The organism is Streptomyces sp. NBC_00873, assembly GCF_045207415.1.
Lineage (GTDB): Bacteria > Actinomycetota > Actinomycetes > Streptomycetales > Streptomycetaceae > Streptomyces.
Window position 1 is genome coordinate 8,626,929 of sequence record NZ_CP108803.1, and the last position, 24,947, is coordinate 8,651,875.

Annotated in this window: 19 protein-coding genes and 3 pseudogenes; 11 read left to right on the forward strand and 11 right to left on the reverse strand. The window is 68.5% G+C overall.

Annotated elements, in window-relative coordinates; genetic code table 11:
• Window positions 1-156: 156 nt before the first annotated feature.
• Window positions 157-957, forward strand: a complete 801-nt coding sequence (locus tag OH809_RS40010) for a hypothetical protein (protein ID WP_406516171.1) — start codon at window positions 157-159, stop codon at window positions 955-957.
• Between the two features lie 535 nt (window positions 958-1,492).
• On the opposite strand, the gene OH809_RS40015 is transcribed toward OH809_RS40010, so the two are convergent.
• A complete protein-coding gene (locus OH809_RS40015) occupies window positions 1,493-1,969 on the reverse strand; it encodes a MarR family winged helix-turn-helix transcriptional regulator (protein WP_406416157.1) in 477 nt (158 codons plus the stop codon).
• A gap of 157 nt (window positions 1,970-2,126) precedes the next feature.
• Here OH809_RS40015 and OH809_RS40020 point away from each other — a divergent pair, with 157 nt between their 5' ends.
• Complete coding sequence (locus tag OH809_RS40020) at window positions 2,127-3,584, forward strand: MFS transporter (protein ID WP_406416155.1); 1,458 nt, start codon at window positions 2,127-2,129, stop codon at window positions 3,582-3,584.
• Between the two features lie 421 nt (window positions 3,585-4,005).
• On the opposite strand, the gene OH809_RS40025 is transcribed toward OH809_RS40020, so the two are convergent.
• Entirely contained in the window at window positions 4,006-5,157 is a 1,152-nt protein-coding gene (locus tag OH809_RS40025; protein ID WP_406424710.1) for a site-2 protease family protein, read from the reverse strand.
• A gap of 308 nt (window positions 5,158-5,465) precedes the next feature.
• Here OH809_RS40025 and cpt point away from each other — a divergent pair, with 308 nt between their 5' ends.
• Both cpt and OH809_RS40035 read left to right on the forward strand, forming a co-directional pair.
• Entirely contained in the window at window positions 5,466-5,996 is a 531-nt protein-coding gene (gene cpt, locus OH809_RS40030) for a chloramphenicol phosphotransferase CPT (RefSeq protein ID WP_406416153.1), read from the forward strand.
• 467 nt (window positions 5,997-6,463) lie between these two features.
• The gene (locus tag OH809_RS40035) at window positions 6,464-6,640 is read left to right on the forward strand and encodes a CsbD family protein (protein ID WP_406416152.1); all 177 of its coding nucleotides are present in this window, start codon (window positions 6,464-6,466) and stop codon (window positions 6,638-6,640) included.
• A 689-nt stretch (window positions 6,641-7,329) separates the two neighbouring features.
• Here OH809_RS40035 and OH809_RS40040 read toward each other — a convergent pair.
• Window positions 7,330-7,737 carry a DUF2795 domain-containing protein gene (locus OH809_RS40040; protein WP_406416150.1) on the reverse strand — a complete coding sequence of 136 codons (408 nt, stop codon included), beginning with the start codon at window positions 7,735-7,737 and terminating at the stop codon, window positions 7,330-7,332.
• 984 nt (window positions 7,738-8,721) lie between these two features.
• On the opposite strand from OH809_RS40040, the gene OH809_RS40045 reads away from it, so the two are divergent.
• On the forward strand, window positions 8,722-8,853 hold the full coding sequence (locus tag OH809_RS40045) for a hypothetical protein (RefSeq protein WP_406416149.1): 132 nt from the start codon (window positions 8,722-8,724) through the stop codon (window positions 8,851-8,853).
• A 479-nt stretch (window positions 8,854-9,332) separates the two neighbouring features.
• Window positions 9,333-10,409, forward strand: coding sequence for a glycerophosphodiester phosphodiesterase family protein (locus OH809_RS40050; protein WP_406416148.1), 1,077 nt, complete (start codon window positions 9,333-9,335; stop codon window positions 10,407-10,409).
• A 98-nt stretch (window positions 10,410-10,507) separates the two neighbouring features.
• Here the strand turns inward: OH809_RS40050 and OH809_RS40055 are convergent, their stop codons facing one another.
• The 5 genes and pseudogenes from OH809_RS40055 to OH809_RS40075 all read right to left on the reverse strand — a co-directional run bounded on the left by OH809_RS40055 (window position 10,508) and on the right by OH809_RS40075 (window position 16,563).
• Entirely contained in the window at window positions 10,508-11,386 is an 879-nt protein-coding gene (locus tag OH809_RS40055) for an alpha/beta hydrolase fold domain-containing protein (RefSeq protein ID WP_406416146.1), read from the reverse strand.
• Between the two features lie 514 nt (window positions 11,387-11,900).
• Window positions 11,901-12,305: pseudogene (locus tag OH809_RS40060) on the reverse strand (ATP-binding cassette domain-containing protein); the annotation flags it as partial.
• A gap of 294 nt (window positions 12,306-12,599) precedes the next feature.
• A complete protein-coding gene (locus OH809_RS40065; RefSeq protein WP_406516323.1) occupies window positions 12,600-13,310 on the reverse strand; it encodes a LysR substrate-binding domain-containing protein in 711 nt (236 codons plus the stop codon).
• Window positions 13,311-13,537: 227 nt separating this feature from the next.
• Complete coding sequence (locus OH809_RS40070) at window positions 13,538-15,910, reverse strand: SpoIIE family protein phosphatase (protein WP_406416144.1); 2,373 nt, start codon at window positions 15,908-15,910, stop codon at window positions 13,538-13,540.
• Window positions 15,911-16,335: 425 nt separating this feature from the next.
• Window positions 16,336-16,563 carry a hypothetical protein gene (locus OH809_RS40075; protein ID WP_406416142.1) on the reverse strand — a complete coding sequence of 76 codons (228 nt, stop codon included), beginning with the start codon at window positions 16,561-16,563 and terminating at the stop codon, window positions 16,336-16,338.
• A 49-nt stretch (window positions 16,564-16,612) separates the two neighbouring features.
• Between OH809_RS40075 and OH809_RS40080 the strand changes: the two are divergent.
• From OH809_RS40080 to OH809_RS40090, 3 genes and pseudogenes are all read left to right on the forward strand, one after another.
• Window positions 16,613-16,963 (forward strand): annotated as a pseudogene (locus OH809_RS40080) (lipase); the annotation flags it as partial.
• 284 nt (window positions 16,964-17,247) lie between these two features.
• On the forward strand, window positions 17,248-18,003 hold the full coding sequence (locus tag OH809_RS40085; protein WP_406416140.1) for a dienelactone hydrolase family protein: 756 nt from the start codon (window positions 17,248-17,250) through the stop codon (window positions 18,001-18,003).
• 482 nt (window positions 18,004-18,485) lie between these two features.
• Entirely contained in the window at window positions 18,486-19,016 is a 531-nt protein-coding gene (locus OH809_RS40090) for a hypothetical protein (protein ID WP_406416138.1), read from the forward strand.
• 2 nt (window positions 19,017-19,018) lie between these two features.
• On the opposite strand, the pseudogene OH809_RS40095 reads toward OH809_RS40090, so the two are convergent.
• Window positions 19,019-19,081, reverse strand: a pseudogene (locus OH809_RS40095) (hypothetical protein); the annotation flags it as partial.
• 413 nt (window positions 19,082-19,494) lie between these two features.
• Here OH809_RS40095 and OH809_RS40100 point away from each other — a divergent pair.
• Window positions 19,495-19,674 carry a hypothetical protein gene (locus OH809_RS40100; RefSeq protein ID WP_406416136.1) on the forward strand — a complete coding sequence of 60 codons (180 nt, stop codon included), beginning with the start codon at window positions 19,495-19,497 and terminating at the stop codon, window positions 19,672-19,674.
• 730 nt (window positions 19,675-20,404) lie between these two features.
• Here OH809_RS40100 and OH809_RS40105 read toward each other — a convergent pair.
• Window positions 20,405-20,677 carry a DUF6225 family protein gene (locus OH809_RS40105; protein WP_366136632.1) on the reverse strand — a complete coding sequence of 91 codons (273 nt, stop codon included), beginning with the start codon at window positions 20,675-20,677 and terminating at the stop codon, window positions 20,405-20,407.
• Between the two features lie 331 nt (window positions 20,678-21,008).
• Between OH809_RS40105 and OH809_RS40110 the strand changes: the two genes are divergently transcribed.
• Window positions 21,009-21,809, forward strand: coding sequence for an alpha/beta fold hydrolase (locus OH809_RS40110; protein WP_406416135.1), 801 nt, complete (start codon window positions 21,009-21,011; stop codon window positions 21,807-21,809).
• Between the two features lie 1,574 nt (window positions 21,810-23,383).
• Here OH809_RS40110 and OH809_RS40115 read toward each other — a convergent pair.
• A complete protein-coding gene (locus OH809_RS40115) occupies window positions 23,384-24,853 on the reverse strand; it encodes a purine-cytosine permease family protein (protein ID WP_406416133.1) in 1,470 nt (489 codons plus the stop codon).
• Window positions 24,854-24,947 lie beyond the last annotated feature (94 nt).

A 24,947-nucleotide genomic window follows, 5' to 3' on the forward strand; every position in this document is an offset into this window, starting at 1 on the left:
AATAGACGAAGCTCATATGCGCAAACAGCGCAAATTCACCCGATCGGCCGTTGGGCATCACACCTTAGAGGTGTCCGATATGACAGATAAAAACATTGTTCAGTATGTTTGTCACGTATCGGCACCAGCCGATGTCTCTGAGACAGGAGAAGTGATATGACCACGCGTACTGTCGTCGTGACCGCCGCCGTCGTAGGCGCCGCGGCCCTGGCGGCAACCGGTATCAACTACGCCACGGCCGCGGATACCCCCGCAGCCGCGCCCGTTGTCCAGCAACAGGCCGCCGCTCCGCTGGAAGAGGGCGGCGGCGGGAAGGGCAACAGCAACGGAGGTGGCGGCTACGGCGACAACGGTGGTGGCGGCCGAGGTGGCGACAACGGTGGCGGCTACGGCGACAACGGTGGTGGCGGCCGAGGTGGCGACAACGGTGGCGGCTACGGCGGCAACGGTGGTGGCGACAACGGTGGCGGCTACGGCGGCAACGGTGGTGGCGGCCGAGGTGGCGACAACGGTGGCGGCAACGGCGGCAAGGGTGGCGGCAACGGTGGTGGCGGCCGAGGTGGCGACAACGGTGGCGGCAACGGTGGCAAGGGTGGCGGCAACGGTGGCGGCTACGGCGGCAACGGTGGCGGCGGCCGAGGTGGCGGCTACGGCGGCGACTACGACAGGGGAAGGATTTTCTTCAACGAGCGGTCCTACTCCGCCCACCCCGACGGCTGCATCACCGTGGTGAGCGGTCTGGGCTCCAGGACTCTCAACGTCCGCAACGACAGCCGCCGGACCGTTGAGGTCTTCCGCGGCGCGACCTGTGACAACGGCTCTCCCGTTGCCACGGTCGGCCCGTTCAGCACCAGCAACGGTGTCACGCCGCGCTTCGTCCACGGCGGCGTGTGGGTCAAGAACGGTGTCGTGGGCAGCTTCCGAGTGATCGAGGACCGCTTCCGCGACAAGTGGTAATGGCAATGCCCGCACAGCATGGAAACCCTGGCCCGCCGGAATCGGGCCAGGGTTTCCGGCATTTGATTCGCGGTGCGCATCGGGTCGGCGTCGCGTAAGCCTGACGGCGCGGCCGCGCACAGTTGGGCGACCGGTACGCAGGCTTCGTGGTTACCTTCGTTCGGGTGAGCAGTGTATCGCGGTGGAGGTCTGCGATCGGGCTGACAAGGTCCGTGTGGTGCAACAGCGGCGCCGCACGGTGATCGCGAGAGCTGGGAATTGTCAGCCGACGCGCATCGCCCACACGGTCCGCGTCATGGTGGGTTGCGGCCGGGCAGGCCACTGCCACGGTGGCGAGATCGGCGTCGGCCAGCAGGTAGGCCGCCCGGCTGACGACAGTTTCGTCCACCCAGGTGCGCCAGGCGTAGCCGGCTCCCTCCAGTGGGTGTGCATCGGCGCCGGTGACGGCGTCCCTCCCGGTCGGCCGACACATCGGCAACAAGGCACGGGTGGCCGGTAGAACGGCTCAGGCGGCACTGAGCGCCGTGCGCAGCTCTCAGGCACCTGCGCTGCCGTCTCGCGGCCGCGGCCAGGGCCTACCGTCCAGGCGCTCGATGTCGGTGTTGAAGCGCTTGAGGTAGCCGGCGAAGGCAGCGATGTCCTCGTCGGACCAGTCGGCCATGATCTGTTCCAGGGTGTGGATGGTGCCCTCGCGCTCCTCGTCGAGACGCTGCTCGCCTTCCGCAGTGATGCGGAACTTGCGCGCCATGCCACCGTCGGGGTCCGGGATGCGCTCGACGAGTCCGGCGCGCATGGCAGCCGCGGTCTGCCGGTTCAGGGTGGACGCGTCGAGGCCGAAGGCGTCACCGAGCTGACCGATGGACATCGGGCCCTGCACCCGGATGCGGCTGAGCAGGATGTACGCGCTGCGCTCCAGGGTGCTGCCCTTGCGCCGCCCCTTCGACTTGTGCAGGTGAAGGTAGCGGCTCTGCAGCATCTGCTCGTACTCCACCTGGCGCGTGGCCCTGTTCATCGGATCTCCTCGACGGTCCCGTGCATGCCGGACGGTGCATGCGATGTCGCAATGATCCTGCCCCATGCATGATACATGCAACATGGTTGATGCATGAGATGTGTATTATGCATACTCCCTTCCAGCCTCGAATGTCGAACACGTAGAGGAGCCCTTCATGGACGGCCCCCAGCCGACCTCCCGATCGGGCGGCGTCGTCGCCACGCTCGCGCTGGCCGGCACTGTCGCCGCGATCATGCAGACCCTGGTGACGCCGCTGATCGCGGATCTGCCGCAGATCCTGCACACCACGTCCTCCAATGCCACGTGGGTGATCACCGTCACGCTCCTGTCGGCAGCGGTCTGCGTCCCCGTCGCCGGCCGCCTCGGCGACCTGCTGGGTAAGCGCAAGATGCTGCTCGCCTCCTGTGTGCCGCTGATCGCGGGCTCGGTGGTGTGCGCCCTGACCTCGTCCGTCGCCATGATGATCGTCGGGCGCGGTCTGCAGGGGATGGGCATGGGCGTGGTGCCGCTCGGCATCAGCCTGCTGCGTGACCTGCTGCCGGCCGAAAAGCTCAGCTCTTCCATTGCACTGGTGAGCGCCTCCATGGGCATCGGCGGCGGCCTCGGCCTGCCGATCGCCGCCGCAGTCGCGGAGTACACGAGCTGGCGGGCACTGTTCTGGGGGTCGGCCGTCCTCGCCGCACTGATTGCCGTGATGATCTGGTCCTTCATTCCCAACGTACCGGCCGCGGCGAAGGGGCAGCGCTTCGACCTGGCCGGCGCGCTCGGTCTCGGCGTGGGCCTGGTCTCTCTGCTGCTCGCGATCTCCAAGGGCGCGGACTGGGGCTGGGGCTCGGGCAGCACGCTCGGCCTTCTCGCCGCCGCGGTCGTGGTCCTGCTGGCCTGGGGTTTCTGGGAGCTGCGCACCCGCGACCCGCTGATCGACCTGCGCACCACCGCCCGCCCCCGGGTGCTGCTCACCAACGCCGCCTCGGTCCTGATCGGCGTCGGAATGTACGCGCAGATGCTGATCGTGCCGCAGCTGCTGCAGTTCCCCGAGGCGACCGGCTACGGCCTCGGCCAGTCGATGCTGGCGATGGGCCTGTGGATGGCACCCGCCGGCCTCGTCATGATGGTCGTCTCGCCGTTCGGCGGGAAGCTGACCAACGCGCGCGGCCCGAAGTTCACCCTCGTCTCCGGTTCCCTCGTCATCGCGGCCGGCTATGGCCTGTCGATGGCGCTGATGGGCTCGACCTGGGGCCTGCTGATCGTCACCGTCGTGATCAGCGGTGGCGTCGGTCTCGCCTACGGCGCGATGCCCGCCCTGATCATGAGTGCGGTCCCGATGTCCGAGACGGCCGCCGCGAACGGCTTCAACACGCTGATGCGCTCGCTCGGCACCTCGATCGGCGCCGCCGTGATCGGTGTCGTCCTCTCGCAGATGACGGTCACCATGGGCGGCTTCACGTTCGCCTCCGAGGACGGCTTCCGCGTCGGCCTGCTGATCGGCGGCGGCGTCGCGCTCTTGGCAGCCGCGGTGGCCACGGCCCTCCCGGGCGTTGCCCACTCCGCCGCTGCACAGGACGGTGAGGCGGGGAACGCTGTTACTGCCGAGCCCGCTGTCAAGGCCTGACGGAGGCGTATCGGCAGGGGCCGTCCGCTCCGGGACGTCGGTGTCCCGGGGCGGTCGCGTGCCCACTAACCGGTCCGGGCACGGCGTCGAACTCCCCGTCCAGCAGCTGCACGTCGAACCCGTGTTGAACGCCATCACGAGCAATCCGTACGCCCCCACCATGAACACCAGGTCCATGAGCTGTGCTCGTCGACTGCCCTCCGCGCCGCGACAGCCGCCGATGCCGAATCCGCTGTCGCCGCCCCGCCGAGCCGCGCCCAATCGTCGAGCGCACGGCGCAGGGGGAGGCGGTGACGTGCAGTCGGCGCCGCCCGGTCGCCCTGGAACCCGATGCAGTGCGCGAACGTACCCGTTTCTTCGCGCGTCCCGATGCGGCAGGCCGTTCCGGGATTGATCCGCGTACGGCAGGCCGTGCTGGAAGTCATCCGCCGGGAGCCGGAGTAGCGCCATCCGGGCCCGCTGTGTGCCGCTGGTGGGCGACTCGGTTGATGTCGTGGGCGGTGACGATCCCGTCGAGTCGGCCGCCGTCCGTGACCAGGATGGGCAGTCCGCCGCCCGAGCCGAGGCGGTCCAGGACCCCCGTGAGGAGCTCGTCCGGTGTTGCGAGCGTGCACTGCGACAGCGGGGTCGCCACTTCCCGTATGCGCAGCGTCTCCCGCTGCTGGGACGGCACGGCACCAAGTCGGCGCAGCCGTACGACGCCGCTGGGACGGCCTTCGAAGTCCACCAATGGTAGGACCGAATGACCCGCCTGTGCGGCCACGTCGGACAGGAAACGGTTTACCGTCAGCCAGTCCGGACCGGTGGCGGCCGGACTGGTCATCGCCTCCCTCACGCGTACGCCGCGCAGGACCGTGCGGAGCTCGGCCCACCGTCGTTCGGCCGCGGCGGTGAGCGCTACGAACCAGCCGATGACCATCAGCCACAAGCCACCCGACACCCCCCTCACAAAAGCCAGCCACCCGACCACGGCGAGACCCATGCCGAGGACTTGTCCGCTGCGCCCGGCCACCCGCTGGGCCCGGTCCTCGTCACCCGTACACCACCACAGCGCGGCCTGCAGGACCCGGCCCCCGTCCAAGGGCGCGGCGGGAAGCAGATTAAAGACGCCCAGCAGCAGGTTCGTGCCGCCCAGCCAGCCCAGCACAACAGCTGGTATCCGCCAGCCCCCGGCCCCGGCCCCGGCCCCGGCCGCGGCCCCCAGCGCGGCCCCGCCGAGCACCAGGCTGGCCAGCGGCCCGCTCACGGCGACCGCGAGCGCCGCCCGTGCCGTCGCAGGCCGCTGCATCCGGGTTATTCCACCCAGCGCCCACAACGTAATGTCCCGCACGGGGATCGCGGACCTGCGGGCCGTGAGCGCGTGCGCCACCTCATGCACCACCAGACTCACCAGCAACAGCAGAGCACCGATAACTCCAGCCACCGCGTACACCACCGACGCCAGGCCCGGCGCGTACGCAGGCAGTGTGCGGCTGCCCAGACCGTACGCGAAGAGCAGCATGATCAGCGGCACGCTCCAATGCGCACGCAGCTCCAGCCCCCGCACACTCCCGATCCGGATCGAACCCTTCATTGCGATCACCCGCAGACGGAACACGACGCACTGCCGCCGACCGGAGTCCGTACCCTTACATGGTCCGTCAGCTGCCCCAGCGACCGGAACCATTCAGCGACCCGGCGTCGGAGTGATGCCGCCTTGCACCGGCCATAAAGATCTCAGCAGGAAGCCCCGAAACGGAGGTCACCGTGATCCCGGGGCTTCTTCGCGATTCCATCTTCCTGGTGTTGTGACCGGGAAGGTTCACGGGTTGTGGCCGGCGGTGCGGCGTTCGCTGAAATCCGTTTCGAGCGTTGTTGCGGTGCCGCTACTGTGGCGCGGTGATGACTCAGGTGATCTTTCTCAATGGTGGTTCCAGCTCGGGGAAGTCCGGGATCGTGCGGTGTCTGCAGGCGGTCCTGCCGGGGCCGTGGCTGGCCTTCGGGGTCGACACGCTGGTTGAGGCGATGCCCGCGTCCATGCGGGCATCGGATGCCGGAATCGAGTTCGCTCGAGACGGCGAGGTGATCGTCGGGCCGGAGTTCCGGACTCTGGAAGCAGCCTGGATCGAGGGAGTCGCCGCGATGGCCCGTGCGGGCGCCCGGGTCATCATCGATGAGGTCTTCCTCGGCGGCGCGGACTCACAGCAGCGATGGCAGAAGGCTCTGGGCGAACTGCGGGTGCTGTGGGTCGGCGTCCGGTGCGACAGTGTGATTGCCGCAGACCGTGAGATCGCACGAGGAGATCGGGTCACCGGTATGGCCGTGTCCCAGGCCGATGTGGTCCACCGGGGCATGGTCTACGACCTGGAGGTGGACACCGCGCATGCCGAGTCGATGGAGTGCGCACGGGCCATCGCCGCACATGTCCAGTAAGCGACGGCTCGGTTGTCTGCCGCTGTGACCGCAGCGCCGGGACGGTGTGCGTCAGGCGTGGCCGCTTCCGAGATCACCTGCACGCATGACCCTGACGGGCCGCGACGTCCTCTGGCCGGGCGTGGTCCCGGGATGCGTGTGTGGGGTGTCAGCATGAGGACCGGTGCTCGCGAACAGCCCTGCGACAGAGAGCGCGACGACGTGCAGCAGTGCACGGTCGGCCGTCCCGCCGTCATCGTCAGCCCACGGCGTCGTCTGCAGCGGACGGACCTGGCTGAGGAAGGCGCCTTCCTCAGCCAGGACGAAGGCCGGGGTGAGCATTGGGTCGGCTCATGGGGACCGTGCGTGCCGGACGACGGGCCCGCCCCGAACGAGCCGGTTTGCAGCACTTCGGTGGCGGAGGCAGGGTGGGATGACAGCCCCGCTTACCTCACCCCTGCCGAACTCTCGGAAGGACAGGGATTCTGATGACCAAGGGCACGGCGAAGGCGAAACAGGTCAAGGGCAAGATGAAGGAGACCCTTGGCAAGGCAATCGGCGATAAATCAGTGCAGCGGCATGGTCTGGGCGAGCAGCTGCGCGGGAAGGCGCAGGAGATCGCCCACAAGACAGCCGACCAGTTCCGGAAGCGGACTGGGCACTGACCTCGACCACTCATCAGGCGAAATAGAAGTATCGGTTCTGCCGCTGGTGCTGCGCTGCGCTGCGTCATTCTTGCCGGGCCCGGCGCAGGGTTCGCTCACTCTGCAGGAAGACACGCCGCTCACCAGCGCACCGAGACTCTTCCGCCCCGGCCCTCGACACCCGTCTCTCGATGTGCGGACGCCCCCGTACATCGCCCTCACCCGAGTCGGGAAGCTGGAGCAGGGCGCCATGTGGTTGGAGAACGGCGCGCTGCTGCGCGGGGCCGGGCGCCTCGGAGCTGGTCCCTTCGAAGGGCAGCGGCCGCACTCACGGCTTCACCTCGCCGCCCCTTCTGCGTTTCCTCCCCGACGGCGGAACCAGTGCGGGAATGATTCAAGTTTCAATGAAATTTCAAGAGGATTGCGGACACGATGACCGCACGGGATCTCTCCGCAGCAGGTTCAGCCAGGCCAGGAGCGAGCCGCCCCGTTTCCTCCCAGCGGTGGGCACGGGGCATCGAGCCGCTGGGTGGGCAGTGCCGAAGCCGTCGACGGGGGAGTTCCGGCGCATCCAGGCGTTGAGGCGCAGGAAGCGCCCGGGGTCCGTGGTCGGTCTGCCCGCTCGCTGGCGAAGGCCGGTTCCCACCGCTGAGGGTGGAGGCGGCACATCGATGCGTGGGCGGGGACAACGATGCGACGATTCCCCGTGGTCAGGCGTGGGGCCGGTGGCCCAGCGCCCGGACGATCTGCCCCGCGTTCTGGTAGCGCTCGCCGCCGGGCAGTTCACGCACCGCATCGACCAGAGTGTCCGGAGCGTGCTCCTTCGACAAGGTCTGCAGGAGTGACGAACGGTCGCCCGGGAAGGCCGTGCGATTCAGGTGGCGCGCCAGATCGGACCTCAGGGCTTCGGCCGCCCTCTCGGCACGCATCCGGTCCCTTTCCCTGCCGGGTGGGGGGACGGGGCCACCCGCGTCCACTCGCACGTCGTCGTCGGCTGCCGGCTCGGGATCGTAGGTCTCCTCGGCATGGGTGGGGTGGCCGGACCTCAGGTAGCCCTGCAGTTCATGCTTCCTCGCATCGTCCTTGTGCGGGCTGACCTGGTTGCTTCCTCGCTCCATGGTGGAACACCTTCTCTGTGTGCGGTGATGCTGCCGGACGGTCAGCCGACGGACAGGGCTTCGCCAGGTCCTCAACGGCCGGATCGGGCAGCGCCCGGGCGGGCCGGGCCTGCAGTTCACGAGCGGCGGGTGGCCGCTTCCTCAATCATCGAGGTATCGACACACCAGCCGGTGCGCCTCACCGACCGCCTCTTCCGGACGGTTCACGGAGTGCTTCTGCACGCTGCTCCGGTCCTGCGTGTACTGCTGACGGGCAGTCGAGGCCGGCGGCTTCAGGTCGAGGTCGTCGTGCCCTGGCTCGCGGGCGCGCAGATCGCGCTCTGCCGCCCCCCTTGTGCCTGCTCGGCCCCTCGCCGTGTGGGGGCTGGGATGGCTTCGGCGGTTTGGTCATGTCCTGGCCTCGCTGTCCAGAGTTCGTGCTCAGGCGGCTCTCTGCACACCTTTTGAGGGTAGTCGAAATCACCCATCTGCGCGTATAGCGCCATTCGGGGTGTTGTGTGCCCCTTCTCTCTCAGTCACCGCCGGGTTGAGCCGCTGCCGCCCCCGGTCGGGAAGGGCCGCTTTCGCGGATTGGCCCGCCACCGGCGCGGTGGCTCTGAGATCACCGGCTGGGCCATCGTGGAGGACCCGTCACCCGCACCGGAGGGACAACTGCCATCGCCCGATGGAAATCCGGCGCGGTTCTCACCGTCATGGAGAACTGGCACGACCTCCTCACCCAGATCATCAACTCATCAACCACGTCCCCTCCGGCTGGAGAGCGTCTTTCCGATCATGTTGTCAGCCGGACGAGCGGTACCGGCGATGACGATGGCCTTTCGGTGGTGGACGGGGCGTATTCGTAGCGGGTGGCGATGCCGCGCCACTGACTGCCCGACAGCCGAGAGGGGCCCCTGGTCCGCAAGGGGCCCACGAGGACCCCGCCCATGGACGGGGGGCACGAGCCGCCCCCGCCGTGGACGTCAGGTCGTAGGATGGCCGACTATGGGAGACGCTCCGCACGGGGTCAACGCATGGCGCCAGGGGCGCAACCCGCAGCGCCGGAAAATCGGGGTCCTCGGCTGGGCCATGTTGGTCCTGCTCATAGTCGCGCTGTTCACCCTGGGGCCGCGCTGACTCATGACCCCGCGATGAGGCTGGCCAGCACAGCGAGACCCCAGCCCACCTGGGGCACGCTCATGACTCAGCGCCTGACCAGCAAGACCCCAAGGGCCGATCAGGCTTGGCGACTGGGGGTAAAGCGATGCCTTCGTCGAAGGGGACGCGGGTCTGAAGGCAGAGATGGAGCTGTGCCAGCAAGCGATTGGGTGGTGGGCGGCCGGGGGAGTGGGGACTGTCTCATCGGCCCTGGAGAGCTCGCATACCTGCCGAGGTTCCACACCAGGTCGCCGACGGTCTGGCGTGGGTCAGCCGCCGCTCGGACAGCGGCCTCGACGGGCGTGGGCTACTTCCCGTGCGGCCGGGCGATTCGCTCCGGTGCCCGGTGAACAACAGTTCCCGGGCGTTCACGATGCCCTAACGTCTCGGCTTCGTACGGGCTGGAACTGCGGCTTAGTGTCGCAGGGTCCAGTTCGTCCGATGCACATGAGGTTCACATGTCCCTCCGGCATGCAGTTGCCGCGCTGGCCGTCGTACCCGCGCTCGTGGTCCCCGCGACGGCCCAGGCGGCCACGGCTCACAACGGCCACGTCCCGCCCCAGCAGACCCACTTCGACCTCCAGGCCCACCGCGGTGGCATCGGCATGACCACCGAGGAGTCCCTGGAGGGCTTCGGCAAGGCCCTGCGCCTCGGAGTGACCACCTTGGAGTTGGACACCCAGATCACCAAGGACCAGAAGGTCGTCGTCAACCACGACCGGCAGATCAGCGCCCAGAAGTGCAAGGACACCGGGCCGGTGACGCCGGGCGACCCGATGTACCCGTACGTCGGGAAGTACATCAAGGACCTGACGCTGGCCCAGATCAAGACAATGGACTGCGGCTACCAGCAGCTGCCCGGCTTCCCCGAGCAGGAGCAGGTCAAGGGCTTCCGGATGGTGGAGCTCAAGGACGTCCTCAACCTGGTCAAGAGTTACGACGCCAAGCAGGTCAAGCTCAACATCGAGACCAAGGTCGAGGCGGGCGCACCCGAGCAGACCGCACCGCGCGAGCTGTTCGTCCGCCGCGTCCACGAGGAGATCCACCGCTCGGGGATCGAGCGGCAGGTCACCATCCAGTCCTTCGACTGGGGCGCGCTGAAGGAGATGCACAAGCTCGCGCCGTCCTACCCGCTGGTGGCACTGACCAACTACGACTTCCTCCAGGTCGGCAAGCCCGGCGCCTCCCCGTGGCTGGGCGGCATCGACGCGGACGACTACGATGGCGACTTCGTCAAGGCCGCCTCCACCGTCCCAGGTGTCACCGCGCTCTCCCCCAATTACGGCTTCCCGCAGAACGGCACCGTCGCGGACCCGAACTTCCGCTTCTACCCCGACGAGAAGATGATCTCCGAGGCCCACGCCCGTGGCCTGAAGGTCATCCCGTGGACCTGTGACGACAACGCCACGGTCGAGGCGCTGATGGACATGGGCGTCGACGGCATCATCACCAACTACCCCAACCACGTACGGGAGATCATGGCCGAACGCGGCATGCGTCTGCCCAAGGCCTACCCCGCGCCGCACGACCACTGACGAGTGCCGGCACGCCACAGGCGCGTACGTCCCCGGAGCATCGTTGCTCCGGGGACGTACGCCGCAGCTGCAGTGACCGAGACCTCTCCGCTGTATGCCTATGCGGCGGCGACCCACTCGGCGATGCGTTCCAGCAATCTCCTGCCTGTCGGATTCTCATCGGACAAGATCGTGACCTGGAAGGCGTGCGGCATCGCCTCGTACACGTCGACGAAGACCTTGGTCCCGGCATCGGAGGCATCCTGCGCGAAACGCAGTGTGTCGTCCAGGAGCGCCTCCGCCGCGCCGACCGTGAGCAGCAGCGGCGGCAGGCCGTCGAGGGCGCCGTGGATCGGCGACTGCGGGGCCTGGTCGGGCCGGGTGCCGCCCAGGTACTGGCCGATGAGGCGGGTGAGCAGCGCGCGGTTGACGCCCGAGTCGTGGGCGGCGTTGGCGTCGATGGACGGGCTGGACAGGGTGAGGTCGGTGACCGCGGAGTTGGAGATGACGGCGGCCGGGAGGGCGGTGCCGGACTCCTTGAGGGTGAGCAGAGCGGACAGCGCCAGCGTGGCACCGGAGGACTCACAGAAGACGATGATCTTCGCGGCGGGCACGCCCTGGTCGAGCAGGCTCCGATAGACGGCGACGACGTCGTCCAGCGGAGCCGGGTAGGGGTTGGCCGGGGCCAGGCGGTAGTGCACGACGAGCACGGGACGGGCGGTTACCCGGGAGACCCGGTGGGCCGTCAGGTTCATCAACTCCGGCATGCGGTGCTCGAACCCGCCCCCGTGGACGTAGAGCACCACACCTTCCTCGACCGACGCCCCACCCGCCGTCACCCAGACCGCGGACACACCCCCGCTTTCGGGCAGCACCGGGCGCAGGTCGGCGTCAGCGGGCAGCGCGAAGGATCGGCTCCCGAGGCTGGCCAGCTCCGCCATGACGGCGGCGGCGGCTGACGTGGCATCGGGTTCGGCGGATATGCGGGTGACGTCCATGATCAGATGTCTACTGGGTGGTCATCGGCACCGGCAACACATTTTAGAGGTCGCCTCATTGGTGAATCCGCGGTAGCAGATGAGGATTCAGGCTTCCACGCTCGCGATCTTCGAAGTTCAGAGAACACGTCAACACGCTGCTGCTGCAGGAGGTGTCGGCCGAGCCGAAGTGGGCCGACAAGTTTGCGGCTGCCGGCTACGCAGGGCCGGATTCACACGTCCCGGCGCCGCACGACAACCACAGCGACGATCACCGAGACCAGTGCCCAGGCCGCGAGCGCGATCCACGAGCCGGTGATCGTTCCTGGATACTTGCCCAGGCCTGTGGGAGTTTGGATTGAGAGTCAGCCGGCCCGCGGCGTGGAGAGGCAGATAGTTGCCGATCTCCTTCAGGAGCTTGTAGCGCTCGCCGCCGAAGAGCAGGGGGACGATGAACAGCAGCCCCACGACTCCCACGATCGCTGCCGTGGCGTGTCGCAGGACGGCGCCGAACGCCATCCCGATGAGCGCGCAGACCGGAACGATCAGCGCGGCGGAACAGCCCGCGTACCCACAGCACTCCTTCGGGGTCCAGACCGTTCAGCGGCTCGTCGAACAGGAGCACAGGCGGGTCGCCGAGGAGGGCACCGGCGATGCCGAGGCGCTGCTTCATCCCCAGCGAGAACCCTCCGATGCGGCGCCGCGCCGCTTTGGCCGGCCCGACGTCCTGGAGGACCTCGTCCACGCGGGCGAGCGGGATGCGGTTGCTGCGGGCCAGGGCCGACAGGTGCGCCTGGGCGCTGCGCCCGCCGTGGATGTCTTGGGCGTCCAAGAGCGCGCCGACGTGGCGCAGTCCGCGCGGGCGGCTCGAGAAGGGGACCCCGCCAACGGTGACGGATCCGCTGGTGGGGGCGTTCAGGTCCTGGACGCGATCTATCAGGTCGACCGCATCGACCGACGCCGGACCAGGAGTAAAAGGCTGCGCGGATAGGGGCGGTTTCAGGGGGTGGTCGGCTTGGGCTGTTGTCCCAGCGGTGGGTGCTCCAGGTGCGGCCGGTGAGGCTACGCACGGTACGCCTTCAAGTGGCCCTTGCACTTGGAGGTGCCCACCCGGCAGGTCAACGTGCTCTCGTCGTCCGGTCGTGGCCACGACCTGTCACGGACTCAGATGCTGTGATGAAGGCTTGCACGAGGGAACGGTTGTCTCCTCGGCGGGTGGCCATGAAGATCCGGCTCACTGTGGGAGGCCCGTCGAGTTCGAGACGTTGGGCACCTGCGGGGAGCAGCGTCGTGACGCTGTAGGGGCCATGGTGACGCGAAGGCCAGCGGCGACGAACATGATGATGGTGTGCCAGTTCGAGCACTCTTGCGCGACCTGGACGTCGATGCCGGCGTTCCGCAACGGCTGTGTGTTCACGTCGAACGCTTGAGCTCCTGCTGAACGCGGGAACGGGATCAGCGGGTCAGCGGCTAGCGCCGTTGCTTCGACATGGTCACCCCTTGCGGCGGGGTGCTCTGTGGGGATGACGGTGACGAACCGTTCCGTTGTCAGCAGGGAAAGGTCGATATCGTCTTGCTCCTCGGCATCCCGCACGATCCCGACGTCGGCTGTGCCCCGCTCCAGGACCGCCAGGACGTCGACGGTGAAGCCGTCGTGCAGCTTGACTTGGACGTCTGGGCGGCGGCGGGAGAATTCACGGAGCCGTTCGCTGACGATCGCGGTGGCGGAGGTGATGAAGGCGACGTCCAAGCGGCCGGCCTCGCCGCGCCCGACACGGCCGGCCTCATCGAGGTCTGCTGCCAGACGGCCCAGAAGGTCCCTCGCCCGTGGCTGGAACGTCGCTCCCGCATCTGTGAGGCGGACGCTTCGAGAGGTCCGCCAGAACAGCTCAACGCCGACAATCTTCTCAGGCGGGGCGTCCGTACAGGAGGGGATGCCGTGGATGTCGACCTGCGCAAGCTGCGCTACTTCGTGGCCGTGGCCGAGGAGTTATTCTCGACCAAAATCACCCGTTTCTGCCGGCAGCTTCGTGTGCCGACTGGACCGCAGCACGAGTGCGGGCCAAGCTGCACCGCGTCCGCTCCAGGCAGGCCGTTGCCTCTGCGGCCGGCCGGTGTGCGAGGCCTGTGTCTCCGGGCCGATCGGTGCGCCCCTTCACTGGTCCCGAGCGCCTACATGAGAAGGGGTTGCTCGGCCCAGATGGTCTTGCCTGTGCCGGTATGCCGCATTCCCCAGCGCTCGGTGAGCTGGGCGACCAGCATGAGGCCACGTCCGCCCTCGTCAAAGATGCGGGCACGGCGAAGGTGCGGTGCGGTGCTGCTGGCGTCGGAGACCTCGCAGATCAGTGTCCTTTCCTTGATCAGCCGCAGCTGAATGGGCGCGGTAGCGTAGCGGATCGCGTTGGTCACCAGCTCGCTGACCACGAGTTCGGTGACGTAGGCCAGGTCGTCCAGCCCCCAGGCGTGGAGTTGGGTGGTCGCCTGAGAGCGGGCTTCGGCCACAAAGGCCGGATCGGCGGGAAGATCCCAGACGGCGACGTGCCCGCTGTCCAGGGCGCGGGTACGGGCGATGAGCAGCGCGACATCATCGGCGGGCTGCTCGGAGAGCAGAGCATGGAGCACGCGGTTGCAGGTGGTCTCCAACGACGGAGCCGCGTCGGCGAGGGCCGTGCGCAGAGCGTGCAGGCCGGCGTCGACATCGCGATGGCGCGCCAGGACAAGGCCGTCGGTATAGAGGGACAGGAGGCTGCCTTCGGGCAGTTCGCGTTCAACGGATTCGAATGGCAGCCCGCCCAGGCCGAGCGGCGGGCCGGTGGGCAGTTCGAGGATGTCCACCTCGCCGTCAGGGGTCACCAGAACGGGCCAGAGGTGGCCGGCGCTGGCGAGCGAGCACTTGCGGGAGATGGGGTCGTAGACCGCGTACAGGCAGGTGGCTCCGAGTTCTCCGAAGGGCGCCTCAGCTCCGGACCCGGGCCCGGATCCGAGCCGGACGACCAGGTCGTCCAGATGCGCAAGCAGCTCGTCCGGGGCCAGGTCGACGTCGGCGAGGGCGCGTACGGCGGTGCGAAGGCGACCCATGGCGGCGGAGGCATGGATCCCGTGACCGACCACATCGCCGACAACGAGGGCGACGCGGGCGCCGGAGAGCGGGATCACGTCGAACCAGTCACCGCCGACACCGGCCTTCGAGTCTGCGGGCAAGTAGCGGCTGGCTACGTCGACGGCGGCCTGCTCGGGCGTCCCCTGCGGCAGAAGGCTGTGCTGGAGGGCCAGAGTCGCGGCGTGTTCGCGGGTGTAGCGGCGGGCGTTGTCGAGGCAGACCGCGGCGCGCGCCGCAAGTTCCTCGGCGATCTGCAGGTCGTCCTGCGCGTACGGCACGGCGGACGGATCCAGTCGGGCGAAGAGCGCGACGCCCAGGTTGGTGCCGCGGCCGCGCAGCGGCACCATCATCAGCGAGCGCGGGCCGTGCCGACTCACCCAGGCAGTCCGGTCCGGGTCGTGGGCCAGCCAGCGGGTGATCTCGGGGTCGCCGATCTGGTGCACAGTGCCGCGACCGGTGGCCAGGCAGCGGGTAACCGGCGAAAACTCCGGGTAGCGCGACAATTCGCCGACCGCGAAGACAACCTTTACGTCGGGGCGGATGGCCACGCGCCGCAGCACCAAGGGGCCGTCGATGGGAACCGGCGGGGGCTCGTCGCCGTGCAGCACGGCGTCGAGAAGATCGACCGAGACGACGTCCGCGAGGGTGGGCACGGCCAGTTCGGCCAGTTCCTGGGCGGTGCGGACCACGTCCAGGCTGCTGCCGATACGCCTGCTGGCCTCATCGAGCAGCGCCAGGCGTTCGCGGGCCGTGTACTGCTCGGAGTAGTCGAGGGCGGCCAACTGCACGCCGTGCACCAGCCCGAGGGAGTCCTTGAGCGGGGTGAAGTGGATGATCCAGGCGTGCGCCTGGGTCTCTCCTGGCACCTTGACGTAGTTCTCGATCTGCTCGGGCTCACCGGAATGCAACACGCGATCGACGGACTGTTCGGAGGCCCGGAAGGCGGGATCGGGCATGTGCTCGGTGATCCGGAGGCCGCGAAGATCCCGCTCCGAGGCGGCGAGCTGCTTGCTCATGGGCTCGTTGACCCGCAGGAACCGGCCCTCGGAGTCGTAGATCGCCAGGGCGAACGGCGACTGGTCGAACGACCAGCAGAGCAGAGGGTCCGTGGCGCGGTCCACCTCCTCCACCACCGGGACGCCCTCCAGTAGCCAACTGGCTCGCCCGTCACCCGTGGGCAGCGGACGCGCCCGCAACCGGCACTCGACCGAGCTGCCGTCCCGGTGGCGGAGTACCACCCGCCCGGTCCAGTCCTCCTGCCGACCCAAACGCTCACGAACGCCGACGGGGAGGGGCGATGCAAGCAGCGCCGCCGCGAGCCGGCCGACGGCCTCACCGGCGGAGTACCCGAGCAACCGTTCCGCACCGGTGCTCCAGCTGGTCAGCGTCCCATCCGGAGCTGCCACGGCAAGAGCCGCGGCGGAGGTGAGGGAGTCACGAGGCATGCTCGTCGGTGTGTCCATGGCTGATCCACCCGCCTTCGAGGCCACTGCTGATTCAAGGATCTCTCGGTCCTGCCGCCAGATCGCGTTAAACGGGGCCGCACGTGCCGGACGCAGAGAATCGGACTGGGAGTCAACGACGGTGACTATCCGTAGCGGCTGCCGGACAGGCGATCGACTGCCAGGTATCGCGCCGACCGGCACGAGAGCCGATCCGGCGGTGCCGCGCCCGCTCTGCGGCGTCGGGCAGGACGGCGGGTCGAGTGCCCTCCGCCGGACGTGTCGGGCTTCCACGCGCCCCGCCTCGCCCACCACCCGATCTACCAGGAGAGCAGGCCCCCAGCCGCCCCAGGCATAAAATCAGCACACCGGCTCAACCGACCGTCCGTCTCAAGAGCAGCGGCATTGTCATCGCTTCGACAGGGGACTCAGCCATGCCGTGCCCGGAGGCCGGCGGCCCTGCAGGACCGTCCGACACCGACACCGAGGCTGAGGCGCAGGCACCAGACGCTGGTGGATGGGTGGGACTCGCCGCCGGGCTGGGCCTGTGGGGCCTCGTCGACATCGGCGATGACGGCCAAGTCGTGGTCGATCCCTTGCTGCTGGGCCTTTGGTAGCAGCGGTTCTTGCACGGCGCCGGCGATGACCGTGGTCACGACCTTGTGGACGGCTCCAGCCTCCGGCGGGGTGCTTTCCCGGTCGGCGAACACGCCCGGCCCCAGCGCCCTGGACTTCACTGCTCCGAGTGCCGGGAAACTGTGCTTCCGCGCCGCGGGCGACCCCTCAGAGGCCGCCGCCGGGAAGCTCACCCTGAGCATCATCAGGGCCGAACTTGCCCGGATCGTCAAGCAGCGGGCGGCCGAGGACTCGAACCTGCACTACTTCGACGGCCGCGACCTCTACGGTGAGTCGGACTCCGCCGAACTGCCGCTCCCTGACGAACTCCACCCCGACGCCGCCACCCACCGCCGCATCGGCGAACGCTTCGCCGAGCTGGCCTTCAACACCGGCGGCCCGTTCGCCTCGACAACGCCGGGCACCGGCGGCATCCCGTGAGCGGTCCGTACGGCCCTGCTCCAGGCCCGTCTACTGGTGCGGATCGGGCGCGCCTCGATGCCAGCCGCGGCCGGCCAGGGCAATGATCACATCATGAACGGTTTGTGCGCAGCGGCCACAAGTCGTCGACGTGCGGGCCGGTGAAGCATCCGCCTCAATGGGCAGGGCCACGGGGACGAAGGCAGCCCTGCCCGCAGCCGCGTCCATGTGGTGCCCGACAATAAGCACGGGTCGCCCGCAGCAGCGGCCCTAAAGAATTCGAGACAGAAAGAAGAGAAGCACCGATGACTGCCGTGCACGGAACAGCGGTGAATATTCCCACCCCGGATGGCGCGGCCGACGCATACCTGGCCCATCCCGACTACGGCAGCCCCCATGCCGCTGTCCTGCTCTACATGGACGCCTTCGGCCTGCGCCCGCACTTGAAGAAGATGGCTGACCGCCTTGCCGGGGCCGGGTACACCGTGCTGGTCCCCAACGTCTTCTACCGTCATGGCCGCGCCCCGGTGGTGGAGCTTCCCGACTTCATCGACCCCGTCCAGCGCCCCGACATCTTCCAGCGCATCGTCCCCATCATGCGGTCGCTCACCCCCGAACTGGCGATGCGTGACGCCGACGCCTACCTGCGCTGGTTGGCCGCTTGCCCACAGGCCACCGACGGCCCGGTCGGCGTCACCGGCTACTGCATGGGTGCAGGCCTGGCCCTGCGCACCGCCGGCACATACCCGGACCGCGTCGCCGCCATCGCCGGCTTCCACGGCGGGCATCTGGCCCCCGACACCCCCGACAGCCCGCACTTGCTCGCCGACCGCATCACTGCCGAGGCGTACTTCGGGCACGCCGATCAGGACCACGCAATGCCCCCCGAGCAGATCGACCGTCTCGAGAAGGCACTCACGGCAGCAGGCGTCCGCCACCAGGGCGAGGTCTACCGAGGCGCGCACCACGGATACACCCAGGCCGACACCGCCGCCTACAACCCCGATGCATCCGAACGCCACTGGACGGCACTTCTGGACCTTCTCACCCGTACGCTCTGACCGACCCCGGCTCCTGTAGCCCGGTCCCGAGTGGGAGTTCCTGCAACCGTTGCTGCTGCCGGCGCCTGCAGCACTTGCCGAGGCGGGATATCGACCTGGGGTCGGGCACGGCACGCCGTCTGGTCCTTGGCTGCTCCCGGGCGTGCCTGAGTGCCGTCCGCGCAACCACCCACTCCCACGGAGCGTCGACCGGGAAGTCGGGCGGCCAATCCATGGAAGCCACAAGTGGCAGAATTTTGAAAGCCACACCCGGCGCCCCCAGGGCGGGGCAACCATACGAAGGGCTCACTGCGTCCCGTGGACAACGCAGGGGGAAGTCGAGCGGGCGGCTCACTGGCATCTCCACTACTTCTGGCGCAGGCACGGCCGGGCGGCCACGAAGTAGCAACGAGGTAGCAACGGATGGGCGACGGCGCTGCTGTGTCGCGAAGCGGGCCGCATACGATCCGGGATATCGAGGGCGACCCCGGGGGAGGGGGCTCATGCTGCGGACCTTTTCGTGGACGGCGTCCCGGCGCTTCGTCGGCGCTGTTGCGGTCGGTGCGACCCTGATCGCGACCTCAGGGTGCACGGTCCCCGTCGATGCCGTCGCGGGGATCTCCGTGACCGGCGACGGCCATCTGGTCGGCGTCATGATGATCTGCGGGCACCACATCGACGGCGCGACGCTCTACGTGGACAGCACCGAGGTCAAAAGCCAGACGAAGATGGGTTCATGGACCGCTGACCGTCCCCTCACAGCCGGACTCGTCACCTGGCTCCTGGACGCCCCCGCCGTCGGCTGGACCGCGACCAAGCCCCTGGCCCCGCTCACGGCCGGGACCACGTATGCCCTCTACGGCTGGACCAAGGACAACTCCTGGTCATCGGCAAGCGTCTCCTTCACCTTGACCGACTGGGACCGGCTCACCCCGGGAAGGGTCCGCTACGACGATCTCTCGGCCAGCGGTGGTAGTTCCCCCACCGCCGTCCCCACAGCGGACTTCACAGCGACGGCCTGCCGGGACACGTAGCCACAGCCTTCGTGCTCGGTCAGGATCCTGGCGACGGAGCGGACATGTCCTGTGAGTGCATCCAGTTCGGGGCAGTGGACCGACTGCGGCCAGCGTCGAACGCAACCGCTCGGTCCACTTGCTGCGCCGCCGGGTCAGCCCCTGGCATCTGCTCGACGAACGTCCACCGTACGCATGAAGCATCCGGACAGAAGAACCTGCGGACCCGCAGGCAGAGGACCACCCGTACGTGTGAGAGGCGGCGCAACCGGGGCGCGCCCCGGGCGGCAAGGCTCCCGAAGGGTGGGAAACGATCTGCCGCGAGACGTGCTCCCGCTCGTCGAGACGTGCTCCCGCTCGTGGTGACCTCTGCGAACCGCATCGCATGATTCTCGTGCGCTGTGGCCATCCACCTTCGATCTTCGGTGGTGGAAGGAAAGGTAAAGACTCATGCGAGCAACCTCATATCAAGCGTTCCCTCGCTGTAGCAGCCGCCGGCGTGATGCTGGCTGGTGGCGCCGCTGTCGGTGCGGCGGGTACGGCCACGGCCGCTCCTGCCCGCGCGACCTACGTGACCAGCCACTCCTACGACCGCTGTGGCTGGTGGGATGACTGCTACGTCTACGTCTACGGCGGCTACGGCCCCTTCGACAACGGGTACGGCTACGGTGGTTATTGAGCCAGCTCCGGGAAGGTGAACTGGACGGCCCTCTTGAACGAGGGGGCCGTTTTCATGGGGCAAGGGGAGACTGCACGGACCGTCGCATCCGACGGGTAAACCTCCGTGAAGGCGGGCGGCGGATCCCCGGGCTCCCGGGGCGGCACCTCCACCGCATCACGCCATTCGCCCGCGCGCTCGACTGCAGGTGCGGCGCCAGGGGAAGCAGAGCTCACTTCAGCGGCCCCGCCGAGCGGGAGTTGGCCACCGGCCTGAAAACCAGCAGGCCCACCATCACCTCCGCCTGCGACCTCCTGCGCGAGAGTGCCATACGCGCACAGCCGCCAGGGCTCCGGTACCCGGACGGCACTGCCCGAGGACTGTGCCCCCAGCGGCGTCACACGGGTCATCGCGCCTCTGGACAGCGCGATCGGTCCTCAGGTCGTGTCGGATTGGGGCGGTCCGCCGCCGTCACTGAACACAGCTCCAGCAGTAGAGGTGATGCCCTTGCTCAACCGCCCGGCTCGCCAAGTCGGCTGCGTGTTCCGCGCGGTGTCGGAGATGTCGGACGGGGGTGGGGAACGAGGCGCCGCCCAGGGGGCGGTTGCTGAGGGCCGGATCTCTTCGGCGACCGCGTAGGCAATCGTCTGCGGTTCACGCTCAGGTCCACGGGGCTGCTCCTTCGGTGTGGGCGTGTCCGGCGAATGGTGCAGCGGTAACTGACAGCCCGGTGGACCTGGGCGTGACCGGTTCAGTCGAGACGGTCGTACCTGTCTGGCTCCCAGTCGGCGAACAGGGTCAGCGCCTTCTCCGTTTCGGTGCGTTCCGGCGTCGTCGCTGTGGCCGGCCACCAGTTCTCCACCTGGTGGGCGTCTACGAGGACGAAGCCGCGGTACCCGTCGAAGTCGCCGGGGTCGCTTGCCACACCGATATGGATGGGTGCGTCATCGGGCAGATCTTTGAGGGCGTCGCGCAGCTGTGCGGCGTTCCAGATTTGAGGGGTGTGCTCGAAGGTGTCGGCCATGCGCACAGGTTGCCGGAGTGCGCTGTCCAACTGCGGGAGACACGGCTGCTTACCGGGCTAAAGCGCTGATCCGGTGCAAGGGTGGCGCAACAAACAGACCACCCGCCGGGAGACAGTGCGATCCGGCAGACTGCGCCGCGGGAGGGCTCGGCGTCCCACGTGTTCCAGGTGGTGCCGTCCGGGGTGACGCACCACCACCGGCGGGGTGGCTACGGGCGCCCACCTCGTCCCCCTGGTCCGCGCCGGGCCGGCTTCGAACGCGGACTCCTGGTCGGGCACACCAACACGTGTGCGGCATGATCAAGGCTGGTCGATCTTTTGGGGGCCTGAGGTGGCGTGGTCTGAGCGCCTGGTAGTGCGAGATGGTGTTCGGCTTGTCTGTCGGGACTGGGGAGGCTCGGGGCAATCCCTCCTGCTGCTGCATGGCCTGGCTGGTCACGTGGGTGAATGGGGCTCGTTGGCAAACGACTTGAGCTCCCGGTTCCGGGTCGTTGCGGTTGACCAGCGTGGGCACGGTGCCAGCGAGCGCCACCCCCAGGATGTTTCCCGCAGGGCCTACGTTGCCGACGTCGTCGCCGTTGTCGAACAGCTTGGCCTGCGGCAGCCTGTTCTGGTCGGCCAGTCGATGGGTGGGCACACGGCCATGCTCGCCGCCGCAGCGCATCCCGAGCTGGTCCGCGCCCTCGTGCTCATCGAGGCGGGCCCGGGCGGTCCGAACCCGAAAGTCCCCGCGGACATCGGTGCGTGGCTCGACTCCTGGCCGACACCGTTCTCCTCACGAGAAGCTGCAGTCTCCTTTTTCGGCGGCGGACCGGTCGGTGAAGGCTGGGCGTCTGGATTGGAGGAACGCAACGGCGCTTGGTGGCCGCGCTTCGACCGGGACGTGATGGTCCGCTCACTGGAGGAGAACGCTCGGCGTTCCTTCTGGCACGAGTGGGGGCAGGTCACGTGCCCCACCCTCGTCCTGCTGGGCCAAGCGGGTTTCATCTCTCCGGAGGAAGCCGACGAGATGCTCCGGCGGCGACCCGCCACCCTCGCCATGAGCATTCCAGGTGCCGGCCATGACCTGCACCTGGAACAGGCGCAAACCCTGCGCGCAGCGCTCTCCGACTTCCTCAGGAAACCGGCCTGACGCATCGCCCCAGCGGTTCCGCTGAGGGGCGCGGTCATGTCCGAGAGGGTTCTCAGTCGATCCCCGAACCGCTGGTCACAAGGGCCGACCGGCGGGCGTCGATGGCTCAGAGGTTGCGGCCTGCGGCGGCCCCGCACAGGGCAGCGCGTACGGCTCGGCTGCTGGAGTCCCCGTCGAGGTGTACGCCGAGGACGACGGCCGCACCCCCGCCAGAGCCTTGCTGACCATACGGGACAACCACGGGCATGTGGTGAAGCGGACCGGCCTGCGCTTTGGCCAGGAAACCGGCCGACCCCGGCATCGAGAACTGCTACACCCCGCCGGGCGGCAGGCCCGTACCGTGCCCCGACGCACGCGGGGCGTGGACCCGAACGAGCGGCACGCTGCACGGGCTACGGCCCGGCACGTACACCGCCAAGACGACCGTGTATGACATATGGGGCAAGGCGTTTCCCATGCTTCCCGCGCTCGAGAGCGCCTTCGACGTCGTACGGGACTCCGAGATTCCCGGGCCGAGGACCGGGCAGAACTGGTTGCGGCAGGGCGGCGACGAGGCCGGGCGGTCCTCGAGCGCCGACGAGCCGGGCGCCGAGCTCGACCTGCGATGGGCCCGGCACACCGGCGAGCAGTTCAACCTGAACGGATCGGTGATCGCGGACGGCAAGGTGATTGTCTCGTCACGCGCGTTCGACTCGTCCTACAGCATGATGCTCGCAGCGCCATCGGAAGGGCCGCGCCGCGGTCGAGGAGTGAGGCCAGGCCACTGGTCCAACTCCCGCCCGGGGACGTTGGCGCCGCCACGTCCCCGACGCCCCCTCGCTGCTCACCTGGCGAGGTCTGGTCCTTCTCGGCGCATCCGGAGGCCTGTTGCCCTCGCCGTCCGCCTTCCTGGTCTTGCTCACCGGGTTGCTGACAGGCAAGGTCGGCAACGCCCTCGCGATGGTGGCCGCCTTTGGCGCCGGTATGGCCCTCACCCTGACGGGCGTCGGTCTGATCGTGCTGCGCGGCCGTGACGCGCTGCTCGACCGGTGCCTTTGCTTGCGCCCCTGCCTCTCGCGCAGCTCGGCGAGCATGTCTTTCCACCGCCGACCCGAGGCGCTGGCCGGGCCGGCCGACGTCCGCGATGGGGCCGGGAAGCGGCTGGTGGTGCGCGGCGGCCATGCGAGGCCGCGGACGGTGACGACCGGCGCGGGCGCGGTTGAGGTCAGTGCGCCGCGACGGATGGCGCCCGGCCTCGGCTGCCCGCTCGTGGGCGGCTGTGATCGCCGCACTGGGCTGCTCCGGGGTGTGGAGCCCGTACCGGCGGCGCATGGCGAGCTCCTCTGCCTCCTGCTGCGCGCTGCCGCAGATGTGCCGGTCCAGGAGCGCTGCGTAGGTCATGGCCTCGCCGACCGTGGCGCCCTGCCGCACGAGCACCTGGAGAACGAACTCGATGCGGCGCATCATGTGCGGGCCCAGCGGCGACACAGTCCGACAGGCGGGCGGCACCCGATATCCGCAGATGCTGACTGCCCGGCCGCCGGCTCAGGTGAACCGGCGGCCGGGGTCAGCGACCAGGTGTCCGCGCGTTCGCGTCAGACGGTGACCAGCTCGGCCTCGAGGGCGGCGGTCTCCTCGGTGGTTGCGGAAGTGTTCTCCCGGGGCGCGGGCAGCACGGCCATGATCACGCCAGAGATCACGATGGTCGCCGCCCACGCGAGCCCGTAATTGCCGATGGGAGTGCTGGAGAACGGGCCGGCGAACCAGTCGCACTTGGTGAAGGCGAGCCCGATCAGCAGCGCGAGCACCCAGGACACCATCGCCTGCCAGCAGAAGCCGCCCACGTACCAGTACCGGCTGCTCCGGCCGGTGTCCATCAGCGCGGCGGCGTCGTAGCGCACCGCACGCGACCGACGCCGGAACATGTCCACCGCATAGACGCCGATCCAGGCCGAGAAGGAGACGGCGAGCAGGGTCAGGAAGGTGATGAAGGAACCCAGGAAGCTCTTGGCGACCAGCATCAGCATCAGGCCGCCGACCAGCGAGATTACGGCGTTGATGCTGACGGCCATGGCACGCGGCAGCTTTACCCCCATGGTCTGGGCGGTGAAGCCGGCCGAGTACATCGAGAGGCTGTTGATCAGCGTCATGCCCACGATCGCGGTCAGCAGGTACGGCACGGCCAGCCAGGTCGGCAGCAGGTCGCCGAGGAAGGCGACCGGGTCCGAGGCCTGCGCCAGACCGGGCGAGGCCGTCGCCATCACCGCACCCATCAGCACCATGGGCACCATCACCAGAGCGGCGCCAGAAACCGTCACGCCGACGATCTTCCTACCAGAGGCAGCGTGCGGCAGGTAGCGCGCGAAGTCCGGGCCGGTGGGGACCCAGCTGATGCCACCGGCGGCGATGGTCCCGATGCCGGCGATCATCATCGCGGTGGTACCCGCGGGCTTGGAGAAGACCTCACTCCAGTGCATGGTCGCGATCAGGTAGCCCAGCACCAGGACGCTGAAGACGCCGAAGAGGTACGTCGACCAGGTGTTGCAGACATTCAGTGCCTTCCGGCCCATGCCGGAGACCAGGAACGTACAGGCAACGAAGACGAAGAGCGTGACGACGATCAGCGCGGTGTTGCTCTTGACGCCGAAGAGCAGGTCAAGAACGGTCAGCACGGCGTAGGCACCGGTGACGGCGTTGATCGTCTCCCAGCCGAACCGAGCCATCCAGAGGATCGCGCCGGGGAACAGGTTGCCGCGCACACCGAAGGTGGCCCGCGAGAGCGTCGCGCCCGGCGCCCCGCCCCACTTTCCGGAGACCGACAGCAAGCCGACCATGCCGAACGAGGCGACCGCGGCGCACACCGCGACGATCAAGACCTGCCAGAAGTTCAACTGGTTGAACACCACCAGGGCCGCACCCATGGTGAGAAGCAGGACGCTGATGTTCGCCGCGACCCAGGTCGGGAAGAGTTCGCGGACTCTGCCCCGGCGCTCGTGGTCCGGGACAGGTTCGATACCGCGTGTCTCTATCGCGCCGTCGGTGTCGGCGGTGGACAGGTTGTCCATGAGGGTGGCTCCGTGCGTGTGAAGCGGGAGATAATTCGGACAAAATTTCTATTTATGGAACTCTTCGTGCGTAGCGCACGAATTAAGCCATCCT